This is a genomic window from Vreelandella subterranea (assembly GCF_900111305.1).
Lineage (GTDB): Bacteria > Pseudomonadota > Gammaproteobacteria > Pseudomonadales > Halomonadaceae > Vreelandella > Vreelandella subterranea.
Window position 1 is genome coordinate 130,112 of the sequence record NZ_FOGS01000010.1, and the last position, 23,610, is coordinate 153,721.

At 55.8% G+C, this 23,610-nt stretch carries 33 protein-coding genes and 1 other RNA gene; 25 read left to right on the forward strand and 9 right to left on the reverse strand.

Going from position 1 to position 23,610, the window contains the following annotated elements; all coding sequences use genetic code 11:
- Positions 1-54 precede the first annotated feature (54 nt).
- The 5 genes from BMX75_RS14485 to BMX75_RS18260 form a co-directional block, all read right to left on the reverse strand.
- A complete protein-coding gene (locus BMX75_RS14485; RefSeq protein WP_092829103.1) occupies positions 55-666 on the reverse strand; it encodes a lambda exonuclease family protein in 612 nt (203 codons plus the stop codon).
- A 35-nt stretch (positions 667-701) separates the two neighbouring features.
- On the reverse strand, positions 702-1,484 hold the full coding sequence (locus tag BMX75_RS14490; RefSeq protein ID WP_245748574.1) for an ERF family protein: 783 nt from the start codon (positions 1,482-1,484) through the stop codon (positions 702-704).
- Between the two features lie 66 nt (positions 1,485-1,550).
- Complete coding sequence (locus BMX75_RS18095; RefSeq protein ID WP_175474748.1) at positions 1,551-1,727, reverse strand: hypothetical protein; 177 nt, start codon at positions 1,725-1,727, stop codon at positions 1,551-1,553.
- A 129-nt stretch (positions 1,728-1,856) separates the two neighbouring features.
- On the reverse strand, positions 1,857-2,825 hold the full coding sequence (locus BMX75_RS14495) for a DUF932 domain-containing protein (RefSeq protein WP_092829105.1): 969 nt from the start codon (positions 2,823-2,825) through the stop codon (positions 1,857-1,859).
- 133 nt (positions 2,826-2,958) lie between these two features.
- Entirely contained in the window at positions 2,959-3,291 is a 333-nt protein-coding gene (locus tag BMX75_RS18260; protein ID WP_092829107.1) for a hypothetical protein, read from the reverse strand.
- A 622-nt stretch (positions 3,292-3,913) separates the two neighbouring features.
- Here BMX75_RS18260 and BMX75_RS14505 point away from each other — a divergent pair.
- Both BMX75_RS14505 and BMX75_RS18420 read left to right on the forward strand, forming a co-directional pair.
- Complete coding sequence (locus tag BMX75_RS14505) at positions 3,914-4,603, forward strand: YagK/YfjJ domain-containing protein (RefSeq protein WP_092829109.1); 690 nt, start codon at positions 3,914-3,916, stop codon at positions 4,601-4,603.
- 199 nt (positions 4,604-4,802) lie between these two features.
- Complete coding sequence (locus tag BMX75_RS18420; protein ID WP_422822075.1) at positions 4,803-5,012, forward strand: helix-turn-helix domain-containing protein; 210 nt, start codon at positions 4,803-4,805, stop codon at positions 5,010-5,012.
- 119 nt (positions 5,013-5,131) lie between these two features.
- On the opposite strand, the gene BMX75_RS14515 is transcribed toward BMX75_RS18420, so the two are convergent.
- Entirely contained in the window at positions 5,132-6,811 is a 1,680-nt protein-coding gene (locus BMX75_RS14515) for a hypothetical protein (protein ID WP_092829113.1), read from the reverse strand.
- Between the two features lie 118 nt (positions 6,812-6,929).
- On the opposite strand from BMX75_RS14515, the gene BMX75_RS14520 reads away from it, so the two are divergent.
- Positions 6,930-8,066 (forward strand): YagK/YfjJ domain-containing protein, encoded by a 1,137-nt coding sequence (locus BMX75_RS14520; protein ID WP_092829115.1) that lies wholly within the window; start codon positions 6,930-6,932, stop codon positions 8,064-8,066.
- 73 nt (positions 8,067-8,139) lie between these two features.
- Here the strand turns inward: BMX75_RS14520 and BMX75_RS14525 are convergent, their stop codons facing one another.
- Positions 8,140-8,817, reverse strand: coding sequence for a SapC family protein (locus tag BMX75_RS14525; protein ID WP_175474749.1), 678 nt, complete (start codon positions 8,815-8,817; stop codon positions 8,140-8,142).
- A 980-nt stretch (positions 8,818-9,797) separates the two neighbouring features.
- On the opposite strand from BMX75_RS14525, the gene BMX75_RS14535 reads away from it, so the two are divergent.
- Positions 9,798-10,520, forward strand: a complete 723-nt coding sequence (locus tag BMX75_RS14535; protein WP_092829121.1) for a helix-turn-helix domain-containing protein — start codon at positions 9,798-9,800, stop codon at positions 10,518-10,520.
- Between the two features lie 319 nt (positions 10,521-10,839).
- Positions 10,840-11,784 carry an integrase gene (locus BMX75_RS14540; protein WP_175474750.1) on the forward strand — a complete coding sequence of 315 codons (945 nt, stop codon included), beginning with the start codon at positions 10,840-10,842 and terminating at the stop codon, positions 11,782-11,784.
- Positions 11,785-12,008: 224 nt separating this feature from the next.
- Here the strand turns inward: BMX75_RS14540 and BMX75_RS14545 are convergent, their stop codons facing one another.
- Both BMX75_RS14545 and BMX75_RS14550 read right to left on the reverse strand, forming a co-directional pair.
- A complete protein-coding gene (locus BMX75_RS14545) occupies positions 12,009-12,290 on the reverse strand; it encodes a hypothetical protein (RefSeq protein ID WP_092829125.1) in 282 nt (93 codons plus the stop codon).
- 30 nt (positions 12,291-12,320) lie between these two features.
- Positions 12,321-12,908, reverse strand: coding sequence for an XRE family transcriptional regulator (locus BMX75_RS14550; RefSeq protein ID WP_217639882.1), 588 nt, complete (start codon positions 12,906-12,908; stop codon positions 12,321-12,323).
- A gap of 288 nt (positions 12,909-13,196) precedes the next feature.
- Between BMX75_RS14550 and BMX75_RS14555 the strand changes: the two genes are divergently transcribed.
- The 20 genes from BMX75_RS14555 (at position 13,197) to BMX75_RS14645 (ending at position 23,608) form a co-directional block, all read left to right on the forward strand.
- Entirely contained in the window at positions 13,197-13,541 is a 345-nt protein-coding gene (locus BMX75_RS14555) for a helix-turn-helix domain-containing protein (protein WP_175474751.1), read from the forward strand.
- 2 nt (positions 13,542-13,543) lie between these two features.
- Positions 13,544-13,981 carry a hypothetical protein gene (locus BMX75_RS14560; protein ID WP_092829131.1) on the forward strand — a complete coding sequence of 146 codons (438 nt, stop codon included), beginning with the start codon at positions 13,544-13,546 and terminating at the stop codon, positions 13,979-13,981.
- On the forward strand, positions 13,978-16,026 hold the full coding sequence (locus tag BMX75_RS14565) for a DNA-binding protein (RefSeq protein WP_092829133.1): 2,049 nt from the start codon (positions 13,978-13,980) through the stop codon (positions 16,024-16,026). The genes BMX75_RS14560 and BMX75_RS14565 overlap by 4 nt, the downstream gene beginning before the upstream one ends.
- 41 nt (positions 16,027-16,067) lie before the next feature.
- Complete coding sequence (locus tag BMX75_RS14570; protein ID WP_092829135.1) at positions 16,068-16,787, forward strand: AAA family ATPase; 720 nt, start codon at positions 16,068-16,070, stop codon at positions 16,785-16,787.
- 2 nt (positions 16,788-16,789) lie between these two features.
- A complete protein-coding gene (locus tag BMX75_RS14575) occupies positions 16,790-17,434 on the forward strand; it encodes a hypothetical protein (RefSeq protein WP_092829137.1) in 645 nt (214 codons plus the stop codon).
- Positions 17,431-17,829: a hypothetical protein gene (locus tag BMX75_RS14580; protein ID WP_092829139.1), complete on the forward strand. Its 399-nt coding sequence runs from the start codon at positions 17,431-17,433 to the stop codon at positions 17,827-17,829. Before BMX75_RS14575 ends, BMX75_RS14580 begins: the two co-directional genes overlap by 4 nt.
- Positions 17,826-18,074, forward strand: coding sequence for a hypothetical protein (locus tag BMX75_RS14585; RefSeq protein WP_092829141.1), 249 nt, complete (start codon positions 17,826-17,828; stop codon positions 18,072-18,074). Before BMX75_RS14580 ends, BMX75_RS14585 begins: the two co-directional genes overlap by 4 nt.
- Entirely contained in the window at positions 18,071-18,712 is a 642-nt protein-coding gene (locus BMX75_RS14590; protein ID WP_092829143.1) for a hypothetical protein, read from the forward strand. Before BMX75_RS14585 ends, BMX75_RS14590 begins: the two co-directional genes overlap by 4 nt.
- Positions 18,709-19,140 carry a hypothetical protein gene (locus tag BMX75_RS14595; protein WP_092829145.1) on the forward strand — a complete coding sequence of 144 codons (432 nt, stop codon included), beginning with the start codon at positions 18,709-18,711 and terminating at the stop codon, positions 19,138-19,140. Before BMX75_RS14590 ends, BMX75_RS14595 begins: the two co-directional genes overlap by 4 nt.
- A gap of 1 nt (position 19,141) precedes the next feature.
- Positions 19,142-19,381: a hypothetical protein gene (locus BMX75_RS14600; RefSeq protein WP_092829147.1), complete on the forward strand. Its 240-nt coding sequence runs from the start codon at positions 19,142-19,144 to the stop codon at positions 19,379-19,381.
- Between the two features lie 3 nt (positions 19,382-19,384).
- Complete coding sequence (locus tag BMX75_RS14605) at positions 19,385-20,020, forward strand: DUF3164 family protein (protein ID WP_092829149.1); 636 nt, start codon at positions 19,385-19,387, stop codon at positions 20,018-20,020.
- Position 20,021: 1 nt separating this feature from the next.
- On the forward strand, positions 20,022-20,246 hold the full coding sequence (locus BMX75_RS14610) for a hypothetical protein (protein ID WP_092829151.1): 225 nt from the start codon (positions 20,022-20,024) through the stop codon (positions 20,244-20,246).
- On the forward strand, positions 20,243-20,467 hold the full coding sequence (locus tag BMX75_RS17975; protein WP_139197171.1) for a hypothetical protein: 225 nt from the start codon (positions 20,243-20,245) through the stop codon (positions 20,465-20,467). The genes BMX75_RS14610 and BMX75_RS17975 overlap by 4 nt, the downstream gene beginning before the upstream one ends.
- Positions 20,466-20,530, forward strand: an RNA gene (locus BMX75_RS14615) — hammerhead ribozyme type II. The genes BMX75_RS17975 and BMX75_RS14615 overlap by 2 nt, the downstream gene beginning before the upstream one ends.
- Before the next feature lie 9 nt (positions 20,531-20,539).
- Complete coding sequence (locus tag BMX75_RS14620; RefSeq protein ID WP_092829153.1) at positions 20,540-20,947, forward strand: hypothetical protein; 408 nt, start codon at positions 20,540-20,542, stop codon at positions 20,945-20,947.
- Positions 20,944-21,366: a gp16 family protein gene (locus BMX75_RS14625; protein ID WP_092829155.1), complete on the forward strand. Its 423-nt coding sequence runs from the start codon at positions 20,944-20,946 to the stop codon at positions 21,364-21,366. The genes BMX75_RS14620 and BMX75_RS14625 overlap by 4 nt, the downstream gene beginning before the upstream one ends.
- Positions 21,353-21,781, forward strand: coding sequence for a Mor transcription activator family protein (locus tag BMX75_RS14630; protein WP_092829157.1), 429 nt, complete (start codon positions 21,353-21,355; stop codon positions 21,779-21,781). Before BMX75_RS14625 ends, BMX75_RS14630 begins: the two co-directional genes overlap by 14 nt.
- A 32-nt stretch (positions 21,782-21,813) precedes the next feature.
- Positions 21,814-22,470, forward strand: a complete 657-nt coding sequence (fliS, locus tag BMX75_RS14635) for a flagellar export chaperone FliS (RefSeq protein ID WP_092829159.1) — start codon at positions 21,814-21,816, stop codon at positions 22,468-22,470.
- Positions 22,471-22,624: 154 nt separating this feature from the next.
- Entirely contained in the window at positions 22,625-22,987 is a 363-nt protein-coding gene (locus BMX75_RS14640) for a D-Ala-D-Ala carboxypeptidase family metallohydrolase (RefSeq protein ID WP_092829161.1), read from the forward strand.
- Between the two features lie 3 nt (positions 22,988-22,990).
- Positions 22,991-23,608, forward strand: coding sequence for a 3TM-type holin (locus BMX75_RS14645; protein WP_092829163.1), 618 nt, complete (start codon positions 22,991-22,993; stop codon positions 23,606-23,608).
- Positions 23,609-23,610 lie beyond the last annotated feature (2 nt).

Genomic DNA, 23,610 nt, shown 5'->3' on the forward strand with positions numbered 1-23,610 from the left:
GCCCCGGCGTCTATGTCGATATGTGATTTGTGGTTCGTCGATGATGAGTTTGGCTCATGCCACCATCACTTGACTAATGCGCCGCTCCATTTCTTCGTGGAAGGCCTCGACGCGCTCGGCAATGGTGCGGATCATGATGTCATCGCGGTAGGCGCGTTTGATGAATAGCGGCATACCCGGCCAGTAGCTCACGAAGTCGATCCATTCCCGCTCGCTGACCCAAAGCCCTCCCTGGCACTGTGGTACATGTTCCTCCGGTATTTCTCCTTTCAGCAGCACCTCGATCTGGAATTTGGGCAGCTTGGTTTTGATCTCCAGCAGCCCATTTGCACCGACCAGGCTGTCGGGCGAATAGCCAACACCGTGGTTGAGGATAAGGCCCACTTCCTGCGGTTCTGGCTCGCCAGTGGTGTTTCGGTAAAGCTCGCGTGCCACGCCTTCCAGCTCGTGGCCCCGCCGCGTATGGGCATTGCCCTGAAACGGCTCGGCCAATTCACCGGTCATCCGCTCACCCATCAACTGGTGCATGTAGGTAATGGCCCCGGCACCTAATCCACCAGGACCTTTACCCTTAACCAGCAACGTCTTCAGCTCCGACATGGTGACGCGCCCTAAGCGTGCCGCCAGCCACTCAGGAGAGCCTTGCGGCATATTGAGGATCTGCATGGTCGCCTCCTTTACTTTGTGTGTTAGAACGCGGGTTACTTAACGGCTCGCTTGGTGAGGGATGCCCGTAGCTTGTCAAAATCGCTGTAGGGCACCTGAACGGCAGACCCGTACTTGCCGCTGAACCACTCCTGCGTTGTGGCCGGACATTGGCTAATCAGCCGCTGGATCTGCCCCGCTTGAAAAGCGGTGACTGTCTTAATACCCGCTTTGGTGCTGGCGTTACCGTTATCGTCCTGGCCACGTGTGGTGATGTTGAGCAGTGCGCACAGCACGTAGCGCTTGCCATAGCTGGTAGAGGAACCAAACGCCTGCACCGCATTCTTGTTGCCGCTAATATCCGCCGGTAACAGCATGCTGGTTTCCTCGCGATGGCCGTCCTTGTGCATTAGTACGCCGGTGATCTGAATACCGCGCTCCTGCGTCTGAATACGAAAGCTCACCGCAAAGCCGTGCTTCTGCAGGATGGGGCGTACGGTATCGACGATATCCTCCAGGGTGGCGTAGAAGCCGTTATTGGTTTGTCCTCGCTCCTCAATGCTGGGCAGCTCGGTCTGCATGGCCGCCATGGCGGCGCTGTAGGCCATCATTGCCTGGCGATCCATGACGCGTTCCTGCATTTGTAGCAAGCGCTCCATCTTGTCGATATCGACGTCCGGGTTAAGCGCGGCCCGCTCGATCACCTGAATGATCGCGGTACTGTCAGCGGTTGGGTGGGCCTCAACCGACGCAGGCACGCCCACTGATTCGGCGTTATTAACCAAGGTGGGTGATGGGGACGTGGATGATGGCTGGGTTGTAGGGTGTCGCTGTGCCATGGGGCACCTCCAGAAATTGATCAACAGAAAATCAGGGCGAGAAGTGGTGTCTCTCTCGGTATCGGGTTAGTCAGCCATGTGCTCGGCCAGCGCCTCGGGGTCAATGGGCTCCAGGCGGACTTCCGCCCGGTAGAATTTGCCCTGGGCACAGACCACCGTGTCGGCGTAGTGGGCCTGCTTGGCCAGCAGGGCTTCGGTCAGTCGGGTCAGCCCGGTTTCGACGGTGTTGGATACGAAGGTCATGTCGGTACCTCGTCATATTGGCCCCATAGCAAAACGCCCGGCCTTTGAGGGGCCGGGCGTCTATGCCGTGGGGATAGGGTTTATGTGAATGAAGACAAATTGTTGGAGAAAAGCGTCCAGGCTGGCGTGCTATGCAACCAGCGCTAAGGCCGCGTCCAGGGCTTCCTGCTTGAGCTGCGCCCCCTGGCCGAACCACGCCGAGTCCATGCGGGTATCATTGCTGCGTGCCCGTTTCTCGTGGTCGACATACTCCGTCACGGCATTGAGCAACCCCCAGGCGGTATCCTTGGCCGTTACCAGGTGCGAACCGCGCCCTTCGCCGTGGTAAAGCTTCTGAACCTTATTGAGCGCTCGGTAATTGGGCAGCTTGGAGGGGTCGTCTATTGGCTTCTCAGCGCCGCAGAGCACCGACTGGAGGTACTGCTGCGCTTCACGGTGGTCGATCTTGCGTTCCGACAGGGCCTTCATGCGGTACATGAAGTCGTTCCACTGGGAAACGGATATCCCCAACTGACGTTTCACCGCACGCGGGTCGAACTCAGAACGGTGCGGCACCTTGACTGCCTGCGACGTTCCATCCACGGCAATCTGCAGCGTATTGTTGCACACCACCCGCACCGTGGTCGGCGTGGCCATGGTCGCCAGTGTCCCATCGCATGAGGTAGCCAGCAGTAGGTAGTCATTCACCTCATCCTGACCTTTCAGCGAGGTGCTCAAACCGCTGCGTGCCAGGGCCCAGAACTTGCGACCGCCCTTGAGCACACCGGCGGTTTCCAGCTCGTAACCGGCGTACTCGGTCAGGTCACGGTAAAACTCAAGGATTTCCTCGGGCTGCACCACCTTGTAGCGCTGCGACACCACCGACAGCGGGGCCTTGTTATCCGAGCGGTAGAGCACCTTCTGTTCGGGGAAAGAATGGATGCTGCCCAGGTGGCTTGCGCCCTCGGCAATAAAGCGCACCGGGGCTTCTTCGATGTGCCAGTTCATACCGGCCTGTTGTTGCCAGACTTCCAGCGGTTGATGGCGCGACAGTTGCTGCCCCAGGCCATGCCAAGGGGTGTCGCCCAAGTAAGCCATTTGTTCAACGAGATGAGCCATTACAAACTCCTTAAGATTTTTCGATATTAATAAGCGCGCACGGCATAACGGCCCGCCCTGAATAAGGCGGGCAAGCGGACGCGGGTAGAGGTAGTGAACGAATTAAGCGTTAGAAAGGGCCGCTGATAGGCGGTTACTCAGCGTGGGGACGAAAAGTGCATTCACAGGCACAGCAGGCGTAGTTATCGAGCATTTTTTGATCAATCTCATGGCCCAGCTTGGCACCGGCAACACCAAAGGTTGTGCCGCCTAATAACCCACCAAATACAGCACCGGACAGGCCACCAATCGTAATGCCCGCGGGCCCGACCATTGCGCCGACCAGCGCTCCTGCTTTGGCACCGCTAAGAGCACCGGCTGCCCCAGAGGCCGCACCGGCAGCCGCTCCCGTGGTACCGCCGACCTTTCTTCCAACATTGCGGGATATAACGTGTGGTGAACCACAATTGGGACAATGGATCGTCATGATAATTTTCCTCCATGGACAGCGAATGGATGCGTATCAAGCCATTCCTGATAGCTTCATGGAGGTAGTATGTGGCTGAGATTTTTTTGAATCGAATGAGAAAGTTGCACTCGATGTGTACATAGTATGTATCCGGCAGCAACGTAAAAAAGTGGGGAATGACGGCCTCCGGCGGCAAGTGCCGGAGTAATTAGACAGGGTGTAATTCTTTACACGGCGTGGCTATCTGATGCCACGAGTTCATTTCCGGTGAGAGTAGCTGACGTAGCTTTAAAACCCAGACAAGCAAGGGTACAGACTGCGTTTAAGGCAACGAATCCCGGCCTAGCCCTCTTGACGTATCTTACTGATTTTTAGGGGTCCGTTAGTATATATAGGAACATCGAACTAAGCGTATCTCCGAAGGAGTAATACAGCGCGAGTAAGCAACGATGAGCGCGTAGCAAGCTCACTCATGGGAAGCCGTCAATTCGGGATACTAGCAACGCTAAATTATCCTTGATGGTTATCTTTTCAAGGTGCTTATTCGAGGCGGGTAATGGTTCCTCTGCCAATGAATCGTGGCGATAGCCGTGAGCTTCATCAGCTCACTTTTTCCTAATCGTCAGCGAGACTTATCATCATGATCCACAAACCAAAGCGCTTAAAAGCCAATCGCAACCACACCCTCCATTACGAGCCAATCTTCATTACCGATGATCACATTGAGCTAAATGTCATGACCGATAAAGGTCCCCTACTGAGAGACTACCTCGAAGATGGGTATGAAGTTTTTAAAAAAGCCATAGATGCACACAGGCGGGTATTGGTACTACGCTTTGACCTGCAATTGCCGCTGGGGCTTACACTGCCAGACGACGCCGAGACCAATAAGGTAATTCGACGGTTTTTATCCTCGTTTCAGAGCAAGATCGATTCACACTTGAAGCGAAACGACGTGAAACATAAGTGCCCGGTTCGCCACATTATTGCCCGTGAAATTGGCACCAACAGCCAGCGCCCCCATTTTCACGTCATGTTGCTTCTGAACTGTAATGCCTTCCAAAATATGGGGAGTAGGGAATACGAGGGTAAAAACAATTTCTGGCGCATTGCTGAAGCTTGGGCCAGTGCGTTGGAGATCTCACCCAAAGAAGCCGCAAAAAGGGTGCAATGTACAAAGAAAAAGATTGGTTTTACTTTTTACCGCCTACAACCCAAGGATGGATACGCCCAGCTTTCTGAAGCGTTCTATCGGATGAGCTATTTCTGCAAGGCGCATACCAAAGCCTATGGTCTGCGCCACAGGGGGCTACTGACAAGTAATAAGTAGCACCTGCGCTACCATGATATAGGCCCGTCAACGCGGGCCTTTCCTTTTGGTATACAGGAGAGTTCTGATGGCACGATACCCTTGGCAACACCCTACCGCGTCGATAACCAGTGCTGCTGGTTCGAACACACCACCTCAACCCCAATCACAGACCTACCTGCCGGCATCATTAGACTCCGATCAATTACGATTAGCCGCCATGGAGCAGGATGAACCCAAGCGCCGAATAATCCGCGATGCTGCTGCCGTGCGTAAGCAGCGAGGGATTACTCAAGTCCAGATGGCTGAAGAGCTGGGGGTGCCGTGCCGCACCCTGGAGGAGTGGTTACAGGGGCGGCGCTATCCGAAAGGTCCAGGCATGACGTTGATTCGACGATGGGTAGTGCAACATAGCAGGAAACTTACCTGACGACAAAATGACAGCACATTGGCCAAAAAAGCGAAAAAAAGCCCTTGAGAAGAGCAGAAATGAAAAACATATTAACTCAGTTGTCGTCTTGTCTAGGTGGCTTAGGCTCCCTTAAGCTCTCAAAAGCATTTTAAAGGGGTCCACCGAATGTGCGCAGAAACAGGTGCGGATTGTTCCGAATCATCCATTTTCGATAGCTGCCAAAGGCAGCGTGATCCACGCTTGCCCAGCGACTCTAACCGTAGCCCGAAGTAAGCTACCAGCTTCTTACACCGACCAAACTCAGCCCCAAGGGCATTGGGGGTCTCCGGCCAACGAGAACGGTACGGGGGCGAGTCAGGGCAATGTGAATCCAGCACCTCCAGCCAATCTTTGACGGAGTGTGTGTAGCTGTCCTCACCATGAGCTTTGATGTAGCGCATCAACGCTGTCGCCACAGGGCTTTCGTCCACCGCGTCCTGCCACTCAATCGCCTGGAGGCTTTGAAAGGCCCTGCTGAATGCCTGATCGTCTCTACCAAGAAAACGCGCCACAATCACACCGATGCGATAAAAATCTTCCCACCCAGATGAGATTGGACCACTCAATATCACCAAGCCCTCCATCGCGTGAACTTCACCTAGCAGCTGCAGTAACGCCGCAAACGAATTAGGAAAAAGATGATTTTGATTACTTGGCCTATTTATCCAATCACTTGTGAGAGGGTGTTTAGCATCGAGCTGCAACGTCAAGGTTTGACGCTTTAGCGTAGGCTCCGTAATAACGCTCTTCTCGGCATTAAGCGCCACCGGACGCCGCGTCAAAAGCGGCGTGGAAAACTCCTTGGATTGCCCCCAATCAACACTCATCCCCGCCATCACGTGGCTCAAAGCGTGCTGTGCCGGAAGAGAGAGCGACGATACGTTATCCAAGCTAATCAGGTAATGTTCTTTCGCCAGCTGTCTGACGCGCTGGAGGTTCCGTGGTGTCTCCTGAATTAGTGATTCGGTACTGGGATTGATCAACTCTTTCATAATCAACAGCAACGTGCTCTTACCGTTTTCCGGTGCGCCGATGAGTTCCAGCAGCACCTGCCGTTTATAAGGCATCATCGCCAGCACCATCCAGGTAACGAGTAGAAGGTGATCATCCTGATCCAAGGGGAGTGAATTGAGGAGCATATTTAACGTATGTGGTGCATTAACTTGGCGTGAGGAAAACGGGGAGAATAAGCTTTTGGTGGGCCATAGCGTCGGGATAGCGGGCGTTTCCAACCACGACGCCTCTCTCCTTTTTGGCCAATAGCCCCAATACCCTAGGTGGCCTATCACTTGATACTGACCATTGGGTGCATAGCCCACCGGCCCCATTGAAATGTCCAGCTGTCTATCTGTGCCACGGGCACGCATAATCCGCACCGCCGTCTTGATCATCCCTCCTGAGATGGTAACTCCGTGATCGTGGGCCAACCGCTGGATAATACCAACCAGATACGCAGGATCAGCAGGCAATACCGCACCGTTGCTCTTGTCGATCAACAGCAACTGGCCAGTCGGCTCAGATATAAGTTCGTAATGCGTATAAAGCTGCTGCAAAACGCCCTCTTGCTTGCTGTATCCGCTGATCTCTAGCTTAGCGTTTGGCTGAGGCTGTTGGAGCTTGCGAGCGGAAATAGCACGTTTAAATGATGGGATCTCGTTGCTAGTACGAAAACTCGTAACGCTCCCGGTGGCTGGTAAGCCATCTAGCGTGTATTCCGTTGGCGGACCGCATTCACCGGTATATCTGTCAAAGTCAAATCCGAAATCAAGTTCGTTCATAGGGCTTTCTCGTCAGCAAGGGGTGAATTTAAGCACTTGCGATGGCCGCGCTGAGCGGCTAAGCTGATCAACATATTAGTTTTGACCCACTTATTAAACAACCCCTGGAGCACTGGCGATGGCCCGCCCCCTCAAACCTACTTTCAACCCGGCGGAGAGAGAGGAGCTTCACCGCCTTACCTCGGATGGCCCCCTTGAGATGACCTATATGAACAACGGGGAGTATGAACGTCAGAGCATGCGGACCAGCGAACCTGATCACCTCCAGCAGCTGCTCAACGCCGAACAACTAGCAGTTACCCATAGTCACTGGCGGCAAGCACCCAACTATCAATTATCGCCTATCGAAAGCAGGCACTCGATAAGGGTTGTACCAAGCGATGAGCTACGGAAATTAGTGTATGCATGGCAGGACTTAGCCGACGTGATGGAGACGTCAACCTCGTCCGCCAAGCAGCTGTCGCCCCGCCTTGAACATTTCTTTGCAGCCTATAAGACATTCATGCTGCGTTACCGAGAGGAGCTTCTTCAACAAAGGGAGGTTTTCGACCCTGGTCTGAATATCAATACCTTACGCCACGACATTGATAAACATTTAGAGGAGGGATTTGACTACTACCAGCAGGCTATACGAAGCCATACCTTCAGACGTGCTATCAAGCAAAACCAAACCAATCACAATCGTAACCGTCGCTCTCTGCTTAACTATGTGGAGGTTTTGTTGGAGGCCTATCCATCGCTGTATGTGCTGCACCTGGACCTGGGCTACAACGTATTCAATGACGCGACCATGCTCAAAGCCACGTATTCACGCCTACGGGAGGATCTGAACGCCTTGTTACACGCCCGACACCGCAACCCAATGTGGAAAGATGACCTGGTGGGGCACCTATGGAAGATCGAAGACGCTCCACTGAGACGTTTTCACGCGCACCTGTTTCTGTTCTACAACGGCGTTACCGCCGAACACCACCAACAGGATGTGAACCGCTTACAGCAGCGCTGGATTGAGGAGATTACGCATCAAGAGGGTGCGCTCTATGCGCGGAGAAAAGGTCAAAAATCGGTATGGGTTCCCGAAAACAGGGGGTACTTGATCACAAGCAACGATGTAACACAGGTACACCAATTAAAAGAGTATCTTAATTACTTGGTGCAGATCGATAAATTATTTGGCTTGGAGACATTGCCCCAGGCACGTGTATTTGGCAAGGGAAACGCGCCGAATCTGCCAACCATCGCACCCAATGAATAACACCATTGCTCAATTCAAGAATGGTGTTTTTTCGCCTGCTCTTTAACAATGCAGTAAATAGCACTCAGACATGTTAGCAGCTAGCTCGATCAGCTAACTGAGGTACTTGATTGAGTGATTGCCGAAGAAACGTCGCAAGTGGCTCGGCATTCCTCCCTACTAGAGGTGTTGTCTTATCCAAACGCTTAACCGTCTCGATATCGAGGATATATAGCTCGGGAATGGCGATGCCGAACTGATGCTGCAAGTCGGCAGGCCATGGTCTAACAGCCCCAGCATCAGCCAAGATCGAGAGAAGCTTTCTTGTTTCTTCCCGTAGGGCTATATAAGGGCGTACGTCTTCCAAACGATTTGCCGACTTCCCTACTAAATCATGGCTCGGCGAAAAAAAAGGAAACCCTCCGTTTTTTTCGTCTAGCAAACCGCTATCTACATCGAAAACAAGTCCCGCTTTCCCGTCAACATCTTCACCTGCTGCGAATGGATAATGCGTCAAAAAAACAGGCTGATAATTAGCAGTCCAAGCGCCCTGTTGAACAAAAGCGTTTTGATGAGGGCGCAACCCACATACCGCAACCAATTTCCAGCCAAAACGACCTTGGGTAATTGCTAACGGCATATCTACTGAAGCAGCTTGTGCTTCGGGGCCATAAAGGGGTATCAAGTGCCAGCAACTAGCGAACTCAAAATTATCAGGCTCATGCCAACTATGATTTTTGAAATCGATAGAGGTAACTATGCGAAAATCCAAAGCAAAACTCCGAAACAATATTAAGATTTAATCTTACCGGTTATTGCATGGAGCTGCATGAAAACAGGTTACCCCCACCTTCTTGCACTATAGCTACCAGAGGCAGATAGGTTCGTTCCACGCTATTATTCCCTGCACCACAGTCTTCAATGTAGGCACCGACAAACTCATCGAGTGCGTCGCCCGACGCAATGGATTCCGGGGAGTCGCCCAGCCGCAAACCACTGAATTTAGAGAGCGTAGCGACTGTCTCCAGGTTGGCTTGAGTTGCTCGTTCGGACAGTAGATACCCCCAAGCCGCTTGGTCGGGTAACGGAGGGAACGGGAGCCATATCAGGGCCTTAAGTATCGGTGTCGGCATCGCGGCCATATGGCCGCGATTATCCCGTGAGTTAGGTTCAAAGTTCATTAGATTGCGGCATAAAAAGCCGCACAGGGCGGCATTTGAGACTGCAAGCGTGGCTCGGCTGGATAGAATTCAGGGGCTGCCCTTTTTGGATAGCTTTTCGCTCAATAACAACCCCGGATCGATGTTCATGCAGAAGCACGCTCAATACCCAAGCGATATTTCCCGTAGGCAATCTGGCTGTCGATGAAACGGGCCTGTCACTTTGAGCATCACTCGCGCGGGAATTTGCGTGCGTCCCGCCTGATAAGACTTTTCTGCACTGGCTGGCTCCCACTGAACCCCTAGGCGATTCAATGCCTCTTTGGCGACTTGATCAAAGCCACCGGGCGCCGCAATCATTGGCTTACCCGTGATACGGTTTTGGCGCGCTTTGGCATATAGCCCCTTACCAATACGTACTAATCTTTCCCTACCCCCTGGCTGGCTGCTCTGTCGTCATCCAGCGGAAGCTGGTCTTCTGTTATCAACCCTAGGCATTTGACTGCAAATCTGACTGTTGGCATGGACGAAGGACTGAAAAATCAATACATTTGCGTATTGATAAAGTTACCACATAGAAAGGCAGCCTTGTATGAGTACAGCAAAAACGATCGGAGAGAGGCTACGCCATCTCATGGAAGAGCAGGGAATTGGTGAAAATGAATTGGCACGGCGCTCCAAGGTGCCACAGCCAACCATACATCGCATACTCAAGGGTGTAAGCAATTCTCCAAGAATCAATAATTTAGAGAAGTTAGCAGCCTCGTTAGGGACTACTGCTAGTTTTCTTGCCCATGGCGGTGGAGGCCAGGGTCTATTCGGGTTGTCGGACACGGGAATGCCGATGATAGGAGCGGCAGCATCTGCCTCAGCCGTATCTGCACGACATAACAGAGCGCCCCCTCACCCACGGTTTTGGTCGTACCCAATTCTCACCTGGTCCGAAGCTACACAAGCTAAACGGCAGAAAGCACCTACACCTGGCGATAAAAATCAATGTGAATCAAGTGATTACTTAAAGATCGGAATAGCTTTTTGGCTCAAGATGTGTGGTGATGCCATGGCAGCGCCGATCGGGGTCTCTCCTAGCCTACCTGAGAGGACTCTTGTGCTATTAGACACAGGTCTACAGGCGGTGCCTGGCAAGCTGGTCCTTGTCGAACTCCCTGACAGCCCGACGCCAACGCTCCGCATGTTGATAGAAGAGAGTGGTCGGCAGTATTTGAAACCACTTAACCCAGCCTACCCACTGATTTCATTAGACAATAAATGTCACATATTGGCGGTAGCTATCGAAGCTAGGATCAAATTGTAACTTCCCAAACCCATATCTCAGCTCCTCCACAAGCTAGGCTCACCCCTCCTAATGCGAAAACGTATTGACTATCTAATGCGTTTTAGTATTATAGCCTTATGACCAGCTCCATTAGGCAAAAGAGGCTTCCCATGTCAAACAAATTGCTAAAGCCAGAAGACGTTTCAGAAAAACTAGGAATGAGCCTCAGCTGGGTCTACAGCAAAAAACACAAGATCGGGTTCATCCAGTTTGGCAAAGCCATTCGCTTTGAGCACGAAGCCGTTACGGAGTACGCTAGAGGATGCAGGCGCGATCCTCAGTTAAAGGAGGATCGGGAATGGGATATACCGTTTCAAAGAGAAAAGACCGTGACACCTGGATCGTCCGAGCCAGGGTCAACGGCAAGCGTTCTCAACGAACTTTTCGCTCAGAAGGAGAAGCGAGGCAGTACGCACTAAAGGCAGAGGCTCAGCGTCAAGAAGATAAGTTCAATGGCGTAATGGGCCGTAAGCCCAAATACACGTTCTCAGAGGGGCTGCAGCGGATGGTCAGCGAATATGACGTTCGTTCCCAGAAGCAGCACATACTTCTGGTCGCCAGGTGGATGGATAAGCATGCCCCAGGCATCATCATTGGCCAGGAACTACTGGATGCCACTCGGAAAATGCAGAAGGCTCTTAAAGAGAATGGGTTGGCGCAGTCAACCATTAACAACCGGACTCAGGTTGTTAAACGAGTGCTGTCGCTGTCATATCGTGAATGGGACTGGATCGACTTGCCGCTCGACGGGAAGCTACGTAAGCCCTCGCCAAAAAATGAGCGCCACGTTTACCTCTCCGAACTGGAGCTTGCTGAGCTGCTGGAAGCTGTACCCGAGCGGTATGAGATCGAAAGGAAAGTGATTCTACTAGCGATGCTGACGGGAATGCGGCGAGGTGAGCTGATGGCGCTGGAACCGAAGAACGTTTATAACGGCCGGATTGTGCTCAAGCCAGACCAGACGAAAAACGGTAAACCCAGGGTCATTCCGCTTTCCGAAGAAGCAATTCCGCTGCTGGAAAGCTTACCGTTTGCAACAACGGGAGATCGAGTCAGGGGAGCGTTTGAGAAGGCCCGAGAAGCCATTGGTAGGCCAGACGTTCGTTTTCACGATATGCGCCACTGTTACGCTTCATTGCTCGCCAGCAAGGGGGAATCACTAACGAGTATCAGGGATTTGCTAGGGCATTCATCGCTGACTGTAACCAGCCGGTATGCTCACGCTGATCCAACTGTGGGTTAGCAGGAGATATGGCACAACGGTCTAATGTGGGACTATATACAGCAAAGCGGGATAAACAGGGATGAGCGGCGAAATTTAGCGCAGTAGATTCAGAAGGTTACGAGCACGAAGCCAGTATATAGCGCCAGCAGATTAGACACCAACAGTGCCAAAGGCGCGCAAATAGAAAAGAAGGCCGTTCCAATGTGGAGCGGCCTTTTTTGCAATTTAATTGGCACAGAATCTCAAGCCTTCTCTAGCCCACACCATGTTCGGCCCTTCGATTCGGTTACAAGAATGGAGTACTTGGGGCCAACCCCTCCAGCAGCTGCTTTCGCCTTTTCAAAAACATCTTCTCGCGTGGCCGCACCATCGAAAATATATTCGGCATCAGGTAGCTCATAGACTTGGCCACTGCTTCCTTCAATCTCTTTGCTGAAACCCTTCATCTCCATTCGAGCATACAGCTTCTCGTAATCGTCCCAATCCCCATCCTTCAAGACGATGCGCACTGTAAATGAAGCCATTCTACCTCCTATCTAATTGTTTTAACTTACTTACAACCACCCCGCCGACCACACGGCCCGCCCGATGATATCCAGTTCGTGCAAGCGGTCACGCGGTACAACCACTTCGCGGTATTCCTTGTTGGTGCTGATGATGCTCACGCCGTCGAAGTTGCGCTGTAAGCGCTTGGCGTAGAGGTGTCCATCCAGGCGGAGGATATAGATACCCTCACCCTCAATCGTGGTGCGAGTGTGGTCGATCAGCACGGTGTCACCGCTGTGCAGTATCGGCTCCATGCTGTCGCCATCAATGCGGATCGCAGAAAGGTGCTCCGGCGTTAGGCCCTGCTTGCGCAGTGAGTAGCGCGTGAAGCTGATGTGCGTTAGCACCCGACAGTTCTCGTTCCATGCTCCATCGCCAGCGCTGCACTGCGCGTCATACAGCGGCACAAAGGCGTAATCCTCCATGCCTGCAACTTCTTCCTGGCCACTCTCTTGTTTATCTCCCTCACCAGTAGCAAGCCAGCCCAGGGAGACATCGCTTGCTAACGCGATAGCGATAAGCGCTTTTCGACTAGGCTCACCTCCATTCAGATAACGCTGCAGCCCACTTTGCGAAACGCCAGCAGCTTTTGCCAAAGCGTTCACGCTCCCGTGATATTCAGCGAGGCTACGCAAGCGCTCTATAAACGCTTCATCTCTTTCAAGTTCTTTCTTAGAACTTGAAAGTGTCGAGCCATCTGAGCTTTCAACTTTCATGTTTAGCCAAGTCCTTGATATAAGAGCGGTTTAACCATATTCGACTAACAACCTAGTCAGAAAGAACTTTAAAAACCTCTATTCGACTTGATCACCTAACCGGATAGCGTTATGTTTATGGGGAACGACAGGTTAGACACCCCAAAAAAACGCCACCGAGGTGACGCCATGAACCAACAAATTCCTGCCAATCCAATCCAGCGCTGGGAGTGGCTGAAGTACCGACTCCGCAGCCAAGGTTCCAGCTTGCGCAAGTTAAGCGACGAGCTCGACGTCACCGGCAACGCAGTGCAACTGGTCAAGTACACGCCGTACCCACGCATGGAACGCGCTATCGCCAAAAAGCTTGGCTTAACCCCACAAGCCATTTGGCCAGAGCGCTGGAACCATGACGGCACCCCGTGCCGCGAACGCCCCAACCGTGCCGAGCTATGTCAGAAGTCAATGCGCGACAACACCAATACTAGCGTTTCTAACGCGTCTACGCATCGTCAAATGGTGCGGGAGGCTTAGTCATGAGGCGCGTCAAAGATACCCAAACGCTAGACATCTTCGAAGTGCCTGCCCCCGTGGTGCCTTTGCCGGGCAGTGGCAACTACGCCAGCCAGGTGAGCGAGCTTGTTGGCGTAGTGCTTAAAGACTGCCCCGTAGACCGATACGAAGTCGCGGCACAAATGAGCCGCCTTTCTGGCGACGACGTCTCCAAGCACATGTTGGACGCCTGGAGTTCACCGGGTCGTTGCGACCACAACATCCCTTTCTACCGCATTCCACTTTTGGAAGAAGTCTGCCAGAGCCACGTCTTTACCGACTGGATCGTTCACCTGCGTGGTGGACGCGTGGCCTATGGCCGTGAAGCGCTGGCCGCCGAGTACGGCAAACGCCAGCAGATGCTCGAAAAGCTCAAAGGCGACATGAAGGAACTCAAGCGGCTAATGGGGGATGACCAATGAACTGGTATTCCGCCAAAGAACTGGCCGGGCTGCCAGGTATGCCTGGCACCGTCCAGGGCGTTAAAGCCAAAGCCAAAACCCAAAGCTGGGAAGCACAAAAGCGCATGGGTCGCGGTGGCGGTTACGAATACGCCTTTGCCGTGCTGCCTATCGAAACCCAGAACGCGCTGCTTTTGGCACAGGCGGAGAACGCCGAACCCGCCCCCGCCAGCACCGTAGCCTCAACTCCCGAAGACCCGCGCCCAGGCCAGCAGCAGCTGACCGATGCTCAGCGCCAAGTGATGAGCGCCCGCGTGGCCTTCGTGCGAGAGATCGAGCGCATGAGCCGGATGGTTAGCCAGCAGCGCGCTATCGAAACGTTAGTCTCCCACGCGAGGGAAAACGATCTAACGCCGTACCTTAAAGAGCGCGTGGTATTGGCCAACGACCGTAAAACGGAGACACGCACCCTTAGCGAGCGCACCCTCAAGCGCTGGATGAGCGACTTTAAAAAGCACGGCGAGCGCGGCCTAGCCCCCAAGCGCCGTCAGGCAGACATGAGCATGCCACCCTGGGCCGGTGATTTTCTCAAGCGTTACCAGAAGCCGCAGAAGCCCAGCGTGGAAGCGGCCTATCAAATGCTGGTCGAACAGACCCCGCCGCCACACCCCTCTATCCACCAGGTGCGCCGCTGGCTTGCCAAGCTCAGCCCGGAAGCCCGCGAGCGTGGCCGCATGGGCGCGCATGAAATCAAGGCGCTCCAACCGTTCAAACGCCGTAGCAGCAAAGACCTTTGGCCCAACGATGTGTGGGTCGCGGATGGCCATACCTTCGACGCCGAGGTCATCAACCCGCTCACCGGCCAAGCGTTCCGCCCAGAAGTCACGCTGATCATCGACTGGGCGACGCGTCGCATCGTCGGCTTTGCCTTGAACCTTGCCGAATCCACCCTGGCCACGCTGGATGCGCTACGCGATGCCGTCAGCCGCGCGGGCATGTTCAATCTGTTTTACGTCGATAACGGCTCAGGCTTCGATAACGCCACAGTGTATGAAGTGGTCGATCGTCTGGGCGGCACCATCACCCACTCGCTGCCGTACAACTCCCAGGCACGCGGCGTGATCGAGCGCGCCCACCAAAGCACCTTGGTCAAGCTCGCCAAGACCATGAGCAGCTACATCGGCGCGGACATGGATAAAGAAGCATCGACCAGGGCGCACAAGCTAAGCCGCCGCGACATCAAGAAAGGCCTCAAGCCTGCCCTGATCCCCACGTTCCAGGAGTTCTTCGACCGGCTCAACGACGCCCTGGACGTCTATAACCACCGCCCACACTCGGGCCTTACCAAAATTCGCGACCTGGACAGCGGCAGGTTACGCCACCAAAGCCCGATTGAAGCCTGGAAGAACGCCGAGGCCGAAGGCTTTGAAGCGCTGACCGCGCCGAGTGATGTGGTCGCCTCGCTCATGCGCCCGCAAGAAGTGCGCAAAACCAACCGTGGCGAGGTTCGCATCAACGGCGGCACCTACTTTATGGACGCGCTGCGCGACTTCCACGGCGAAGAGATCCGCGTGGCGTGGGACTACCGCGATACCGCCAGCGTCGGCGTCTACACCCTGGAAGGCGAACACATCGGCAATGCGTTACTGGACGGCAACGCCACCACCGCCATGCCCGCCAGCATGATCCAGCGCGCCGCCGAGAAACGCGAAAAAGGTCAGCTCAACCGCCTGGCACAAAAAGCCAAAACCATCACCGGCAGCGATGTCGAGATCCGCGCCATTACCCCCGCTGCCAGCTACTCAGATGAAAAGCAGGCCGCCGCAGGCCGTGCCTACGCCAAACAACTGGCAGATGAAGGCACGCGCTTCCAGATACCTCAAGACAAGATGGCGCGCTACCGCCTTTGGAAAAAGCTGGATGCGCAGATGCAACAAGGGGAAGACGTGCCGAAAGAAGCGCGTGACTGGTACGAGCACTACCGGGAAAACAGAGACTTGAAAGCCATTGCAGAAGTAATGGACACGGACGGGCTGCCACCCGTCCGCAATCCGCGGGCCAGGTAACCACCTGGCCCACAACACCCGAAGCCAAGTAAGGAAGCACTATGAGTGTCAATGCCATTGTACCACTGACCAACGTTGGCCTGCTCGCCGCCGCCGTGTCCAGCGCCGCCCACCGTCCACCGGAACTGCCCGGCCTGGTCGTGATGTACGGCCCCAGCGGCTACGGCAAGAGCCTGGCAGCGGCCTACGCGGCCAACCTGCACCGCGCCTACTACGTCGAGTGCCGCGAAAGCTGGACCAAGAAAGCCTTTGTGGTCGCCGTACTGCGCGAGATGGGCATCATCCCCATGAAAACGCTCAGCGAGATGGTCGACCAGATCGCCGAGCAGCTCTCCCGCTCCGGCCGTCCGCTGATCATTGATGACGTCCAGTACGTGATCGACAAAGCCGCCGCCAACGTCCTCACCGACATCTATAACGCCAGCCAGGGCACGTTGATCCTGATCGGCGAGGAACGCGTGCCCGCCTCAATGGCCCGCCTGGAACGCCTGCATAACCGAGTACTGGAATGGGTGCCCGCCCAAGCCGCCAGCCTGGATGACGTCCGGGCACTGGCCGACAAAAGCTACCCAGAGCTTGAGATCGAAGACGACCTGCTGGAAACCGTCAACGACCGCGTTAAAGGCTGCCTGCGCCGCGTCGCCGTCAACCTCTACCAGATCAACTCTGAGGCTACCGCCAACGGCTGGACGATGGTCGGCCTGCGGGAATGGGGCGAGCGTGAGATCCACACCGGCCAACCACCGGCGCGGAGGGGCTGATCATGACAAAGACAGGCATGGCAAAACGTAAACCCCAACTCAACGCCCAAGGCCCCCGCATCGACCGCCAGGCCATCTGGGAAACCCTGCGCGATATGCACGCCAAAGGGTTGGCCATCACTACGGTCGATGTATCGCTGCTGATGCCCGATGCCGTTAGCCAGGGCCGCGTGCGCGACTACCTGAACGGCCTCGAAAAAGGCGGCTACCTCGCCCGTAAAGATGTGCCCCGCAAAAGCGGCGAGCCGGTGCAGTACGAGCTGGTTAAAGACGTCGGTGTGGAAGCCCCGCGTGTACGCAAAGACGGCTCCACGCCCACCGGTGGGCTGGGCCGTGAACAGATGTGGCGCACGCTCAAAATCATCGGCGACTGCACCGCCCGCGAGCTGGCGGACGCCGCCACCACGCCCCAGGTCGTCATAGCGGAACCCACCGCCAATGAATACCTGCGCTTTCTCGCAGCCGCCGAGTACGTCGCCGTTATTCGCGCGGGCGGGCCTGGCGTGCTGACGCGTTACCGCCTGGTCTCCAGCCGCTGGACCGGCCCGCGCGCGCCGATGATCCAGCGCACCAAGCAACTCTACGACCCCAACACCGGCGAAGTGGTGTACAGCCGCGTGACCCAAACCGAAGGGGGTGAGCCATGAACGCGCCTATCACACAAGACGTCATCCGCCGTACCCGCACCGTCGACATATCCAACTGGGGTGACGACGTGCCGCGCTGGATCGTGCTGCTCGCCGATGAAGTACGCGCCACCAACCGCAAGATCACCGCCGAGCGCATCGGCGTCTCGCGCAGTGCAGTGTCGTTGGCACTGGCCAACCGCTACCCCAGCCCCTCCACCGCGAGCATCGAAAAGAAGGTGTTGGAAGCGCTGGACGGCCTCGACTGCCCAGCGCTCGCGATCAAGATCAGTGCCGAGCAGTGCCGCGACTACCGCGCCCGCCCCGCGCCCACCCATAACCCCATGGCCATGCGCATGTGGCAGCACTGCCAGCGCTGCCCCCACAACCCCGACCGCCAGGGAGAAGAACAATGAGCGTTACCAACCTCTTCCCGCCCCAGCCGGATGGCTTCCATGTGCTGGATAAGGACGCCCAGCTGTACCGCGTTTTTGCGATGCCGCTGCCAGACCCTGAGCCGGGCGTTGCCAATGTTGCCCTGCACATCATTGGCGTCACCGTAGAAACCCGGCTCGAACTGCACCTGACCGACGATCAGGTGCGCAACGTACAGCGTGAACTTCAAACGGCCCTGAACCAGGTCAACGGAGGCGACCAATGACCCTTAAAGCCACCTGCCCCGAGTGCGGCATGACCGGCGACATGGCCGCCTTCGTCACCCAGGGCGAACACAACCAGGCGTTAGCGGCGGCACTGGATATGCCCGCGCTGCTGAGTAGCCGCATCGTGCGCTACTTAGGCTTTTTCCGGCCCGCCAGCCGAGCGCTGGCCAGTTCAAAAAGCGCCCGCCTGCTGACCGAGCTGAAAGACGTGATCACCAGCGGCGTGATCGAGCGCAAAGGCATCACGCGGGAGGCACCGCTCAAGGTGTGGGTGATGGCCCTCGACCAGATGCTGGAAAGCCCGCCTACCGGCTTACCGCTAAGCGGCCACGGCTACCTGTACGAAGTCGTCGCCCGCTGTGCTGACCGCTACGCCGGTGAACAGGAAAAGCTGCAAGAAGAAGCCAAGCGCAGCGGTGCCAAACCGCCTGCAAATCGTGCCACCGCTGCCGCGTTTCAAGAGCGCTCGACCGATGACGTGCTGGCCGAACATGCCCGTATGGCCAACCGCCAATCCACGGTGGCCAATGTCCAAAAGGGCCAGCGCCACAACGCCAAAACGACTGAGCAAGCCAATGCCCCCAAGCGCTTATCGGAGCTGTTGAAAGGGGCTGCCAGCAAGGGAGACGACCAATGACCACCTACAGCGATGAAACCCTGGAGCAATACGCCGACCGCTTCGTGCAGCTGCGGCTGGCCCGCCACGGCGTCAACCTGGCGCAGTACCTGGCCAACCCCGTGCAGTTTGAACGCCTGGCGTTGGAGCCGGAACCGCTACTACCCGCACAGCAAGCCGCCGTTTTGCGTATCTGGCAGCGCTGGGATACCGGCCTAGCCGAGCAGCCAGTCGCTGCACAGGAAAGCTCGGTACCGGACTGGGACTGGGACTGGCGCGACCTGCTGGATCGTTGGCACACCGAAACCGAGCAGGCCGAGCGAGCCGTGGCGCGTATGCAGCAGCGCAATGGAGCGTATGTCGAGCCGCTACACCACCACCGCCACAACCGGGGCAATGCGCGCACCACCGCCAATTTTGAACGTAAGCAAACCCGCAAAGGAGCCTGAAATGAGCGCCACCACCAACGCCATGCTTCGCCTGCTCAACATCGACGACATCGGCCAAGCCGCCGTATGCGATGTGCTTAACGACATGGCTGCCATCAACGCGGGCCAAGTGGCCATTCAGCTCAGCGACAACAGCGGCCAAGTACGCGGTGCGCTGGTATGCCTTAACGGCCCCGACAGCCAGCGTTATATCGACGCCTTTAACCGCGTCAGCGAAGAGCTCGAAAACGAACAGGAGTAACCCATGAATACCGAAGCAACCGACGCCCAGCAAATACCAGAAGGCTTCCGCATGGACGCCAAGGGCCGACTGGTGCCCGAAGAGCAGATCAAAGAGATCGACCAAATTCGCGATGAGCTGGTGCTCTCGATTATTGACCGCGCCTGTGAGCTGCGCGACCAGCTCCGCGATTTCAAAAGCGATGTGTTCAGCGAGATCGAAGCCTTCGTTCAAACCTCCGCCCAGGAGTACGACGTCCAGATCGGCGGCAAGAAAGGCAACATCCAGCTGGTCAGCTTCTGCGGCAAATACAAAGTGGTTCGGGCCATCCAGGAGCGGATCACGTTCGACGAACGCTTACAGGCTGCGAAGGCATTGATTGACGAATGCCTGCGCGAATGGACCGCTGATGCTCGGCCTGAATTGGCTGCCATTGTTCAAGACGCCTTCAGGGTCGACCAGGCTGGGAATATCCGCACTGGTGAAGTGCTGTCACTTCGTCGCCGCTTCGACATCAACGACAAGCGTTGGCTGAAGGCGATGGATGCAATTAGCGATGCCGTGCAGGTCACCGGCTCCAAGAGCTACATCCGCATCTATGAGCGGGTTGGCAGCACAGACCAGTACCGTCCCATCAGCCTAGATATCGCGGGGGTGTGAGATGAAATCAGCAACGATACGCGTCAGCCCAGCTATAGGCGGCTTTGTCGCCACGCTTCGAGGCAAGCGTGCAACCGGCATCACGCACCGCGAAGCGGCCTTAACAGTCGCACGTCAGGTGTATGGGCCGAAGGTTAACGTCGTCAACGACTACCTGCGCGACGCCGACCCGATGGCGGGCATCCAGTACCGCTACCACATCACGCATCAGCGAGGTGCCGCATGAGCCTACCAACAGAGATCCGCATTCGCCGCGCGTCTGGTAGCGGCTATGCCGCCAGCGGCGGCGGCCAGCGTGCTACATGCAGCTGGAGCCCAATGGAAGCCGCCCGCCGCTGCGCCGACAAGCTAGCCGGTGAAGGCCGCCACCGCCTGGAGCGCATCGAGGCGCGTGTCACCGACAAGGAAAAGGGCGTGCTCTACCGCTTCAAAGTCGAGGCCAAATAAGCGAAACGCCCCACACGGGGCGTCTGCTGGGCGTGGTGGCCTAGCACTGATGAGCAGCCAATGAGGTGGGCAATGGATAAATGGAAGCAACTAGAAGAGCATCTGTCTGGCGTTTTTGGCAACGCCACTGTGCTTGCTGGCGGCCATGAGGTGACGTTTAGCAAGTGCCTCGACCGAGAAAAGCTAGTCATCCAGGTCTTTGTGGATGGCTGGATGAAAGGTGTCTGGACAAACGTTGACGATGACGGAGAGCCACAGCATCCGGAAGGCCGCTTTTTCCGCCCGATGAAGCGCCGCGCTTGGAAGCTGAAACAGTACAAGGATCTGAAGAAGGTTTTCGGAAAGAAGGAAGCCGACCGCATGACCCAGCTACGAGTGGTTGGCTTTATGCCCTACTGGGGTAGCCCGCGCACGCTGATCAGTCACCTGAAAAAGAACTTCCCAGACCTTGAGATCAAGCCTGATGAGGTGTCGTCATGATCAGCAAAGGCAAGCTGGCACAAATCCACATCGCCAAGGCACAGCTGGGGCTAAGCGATGAAGACTATCGCGCCATCCTCGCCCGCACCGCAGGTGTTAGCAGTGCCAAAGATCTCACAAATCGCACCGTTGGCGGTGTGATGCATGAGTTCCGGCGGCTGGGCTTTGAGCCGAAGCCCGCCAAGAAAGCGGGCCGGAAGGCACCGCGCACGCCGCGTTCGCGCCAGAACGTAATGGCCAAGATCGAAGCGATGCTGACCCATGCTCAGCGCCCCTGGGCATACGCCGACAGCATGGCAAAACGCATGTTTAACGTTGAGCGGGTGGACTGGCTAGATGATGACCAGCTCCATCGGCTAATGACCGGTTTGATCATCGACGCCAAGCGGCAAGGACGGTATCCCGATGACCTCGCATAAGGCAGACAACCTCGATCTGGGCTTTGGTATTCCTAACGACGCGCTGGACTACCTCGACCCCGAGATCCTCAAGAAGTGGCCACAGGGTCTCTCAGACATGCTTACCGTGATCGAGAGCGCTCACATTCGCGCCGGTGATGAACCCAAGATAGCCCGCCGCCGAGCCTTTGCCGCCGTGCGGGCTATCAGTTCGTTTGCGGGTGGGCGGAGTCTTTACGTCCCCCAAGGCCGCCAGCTCGACCGCGCCCTGCGGGATCGGGAGATATGGGAGCGACACCGTGGCGACAACATCCCTCAACTGGTCGAAGACTACGAACTGACCGAGGCGCAGATCTACAGCATCCTCGCTGAGCAGCGTAAGCTCGCCCGCGCACGCTTACAGTCAGACCTGTTCGTTGATCGTGATAAAGGCTAAGCTAACTACGATTATAAAAATGGAGGCTGACTATGGGCTGGTTGAAAAAGATACATGAATGGCTTTTAAAAAAACCAAAGGACACACAGCCTAGAAAGGCCATGAATGTAAATGTGGTTGTAAGCCCTCCAACGGCACAAGATGAAACCATAAGCTCACTGCACAAAGAGGCCACCGCCGCCATTAATGAAAAAGATTTTGAAGGGGCTGTGGAGCGCCTTCAAAAAGCCTATGCAATGATGGTGGAAGCTCGAACCGATTACCCTATTGAGCGATATCTGCGCCTGCCCAATTACCTTCAGCAAGCAGGCCGCATGGAAGAAGCCGAAGCCATCTTTCAAGAGATGTTGTCCACGTGGCAACAAGGCAATGAGAAAGCGAGTATTCATAACCAAATGCGTATTGCTTACGGCCGTGAAAAGCGTTTTGATATTGCCACCGTGCACGGTATGCATAGCATCCTCTGGCGCTGTATCTCCTACACAGAGCACAGAACACCATTGCCGAAGGAAGAGTGGGCGACCTTAGAGCATTGGAAGCCAGAAGTAGAGAAGTTGTTGAAGCGCACTAAGCAAACAGAATTACTGGATCAAGTGCTCGATAAGCTGCAAGTTTTTCTGGCCAACCCTGACCGCGACCAACTGAAAAAAACGGCTGATGAAATCGAATCGATCATCCAAGCGCGTTGAATACAAAACGAATCCATAACCCGCCACGGCGGGTTGTTTGCTTTCTGGGGCACCAAAACTCCTAAACCGCTTGATTCCCGCCGCCTAGCCCAACCCCTCTAGCCTGAACCTCACTGCAACGTGCTTTCGTCACCCATGCAATGAGGCCTCTCCCATGCCCCGCAACGATCTTTCCAACCACTTCCAACGCCGCGAGTTCGCGTGTAAATGCGGCTGCGGCTTCGATACCGTCGACCTTGAAACCCTGGTGCTGCTGGAAGACATCCGCACCCATTTTGACGTACCCGTCACCATCAACAGCGGCTGCCGCTGTGAAGCTTACAACCGCAAGGTAGGCGGTGCTGCTGCCAGCCAGCACCTGTTAGGCCGCGCAGCTGACATCCGCGTGCAGGGCGTTGACCCCGCAGAGGTCGCCGAATACATCGAAACCCAGCACCCTGACGCCAGTGTTGGCCGCTACAACACCTTCACCCATGTGGATACACGCACAAGCGGCCCTGCCCGCTGGGGCGGGTGAGCAATGAGCCTGAAAGGTCTACTCGGCAATATCGACACCGAAGCGCTAAGTGGCGCGGTCTCCAAGGGTGCGCCGTTGCTTGGTTCGTTGATCGGCACCCCGGCCACTGGAGCCGCCATCGGCATGATTGCTAAAGCGCTAGGCACCGATGCCAATCCCGAATCGATTACCCAGAAGCTCGAACGCGATCCCGAGGCTACTGCCAAGCTTCAGAACCTGGAAAACGAACACCAGCAAACGCTAACCCGCATGGTGCTAGAAGCGGAAAGCGTGCGCCTGGGCGAAGTGAACAAGACCATGCGCGCCGAAGCCGCCAGCAACGATGCCTTTGTACGGCGCTGGCGGCCTACGTATGGGTACCTTACCGCTGCCGCCTGGTTTATCCAGATGACCGGCTTCACCGTCATTCTGGGCGTGGTGGCATTCCGCTCTCCCGGCGAGTTGGCCGCCGTAGTGGGTGCGCTGGGTGCCGTGCTGTCAGCGCTTCTAGGTTTGTGGAGCATAGCCCTGGCCGTACTCGGCATTAACGTGCATAAGCGCAGCCAGGATAAACAAGTGGCAGCAGGCCAAGCGCCCAAGGCGGGCTTTATGGATGCCATCGTCAAGCGCGTTGGCGGGTAACC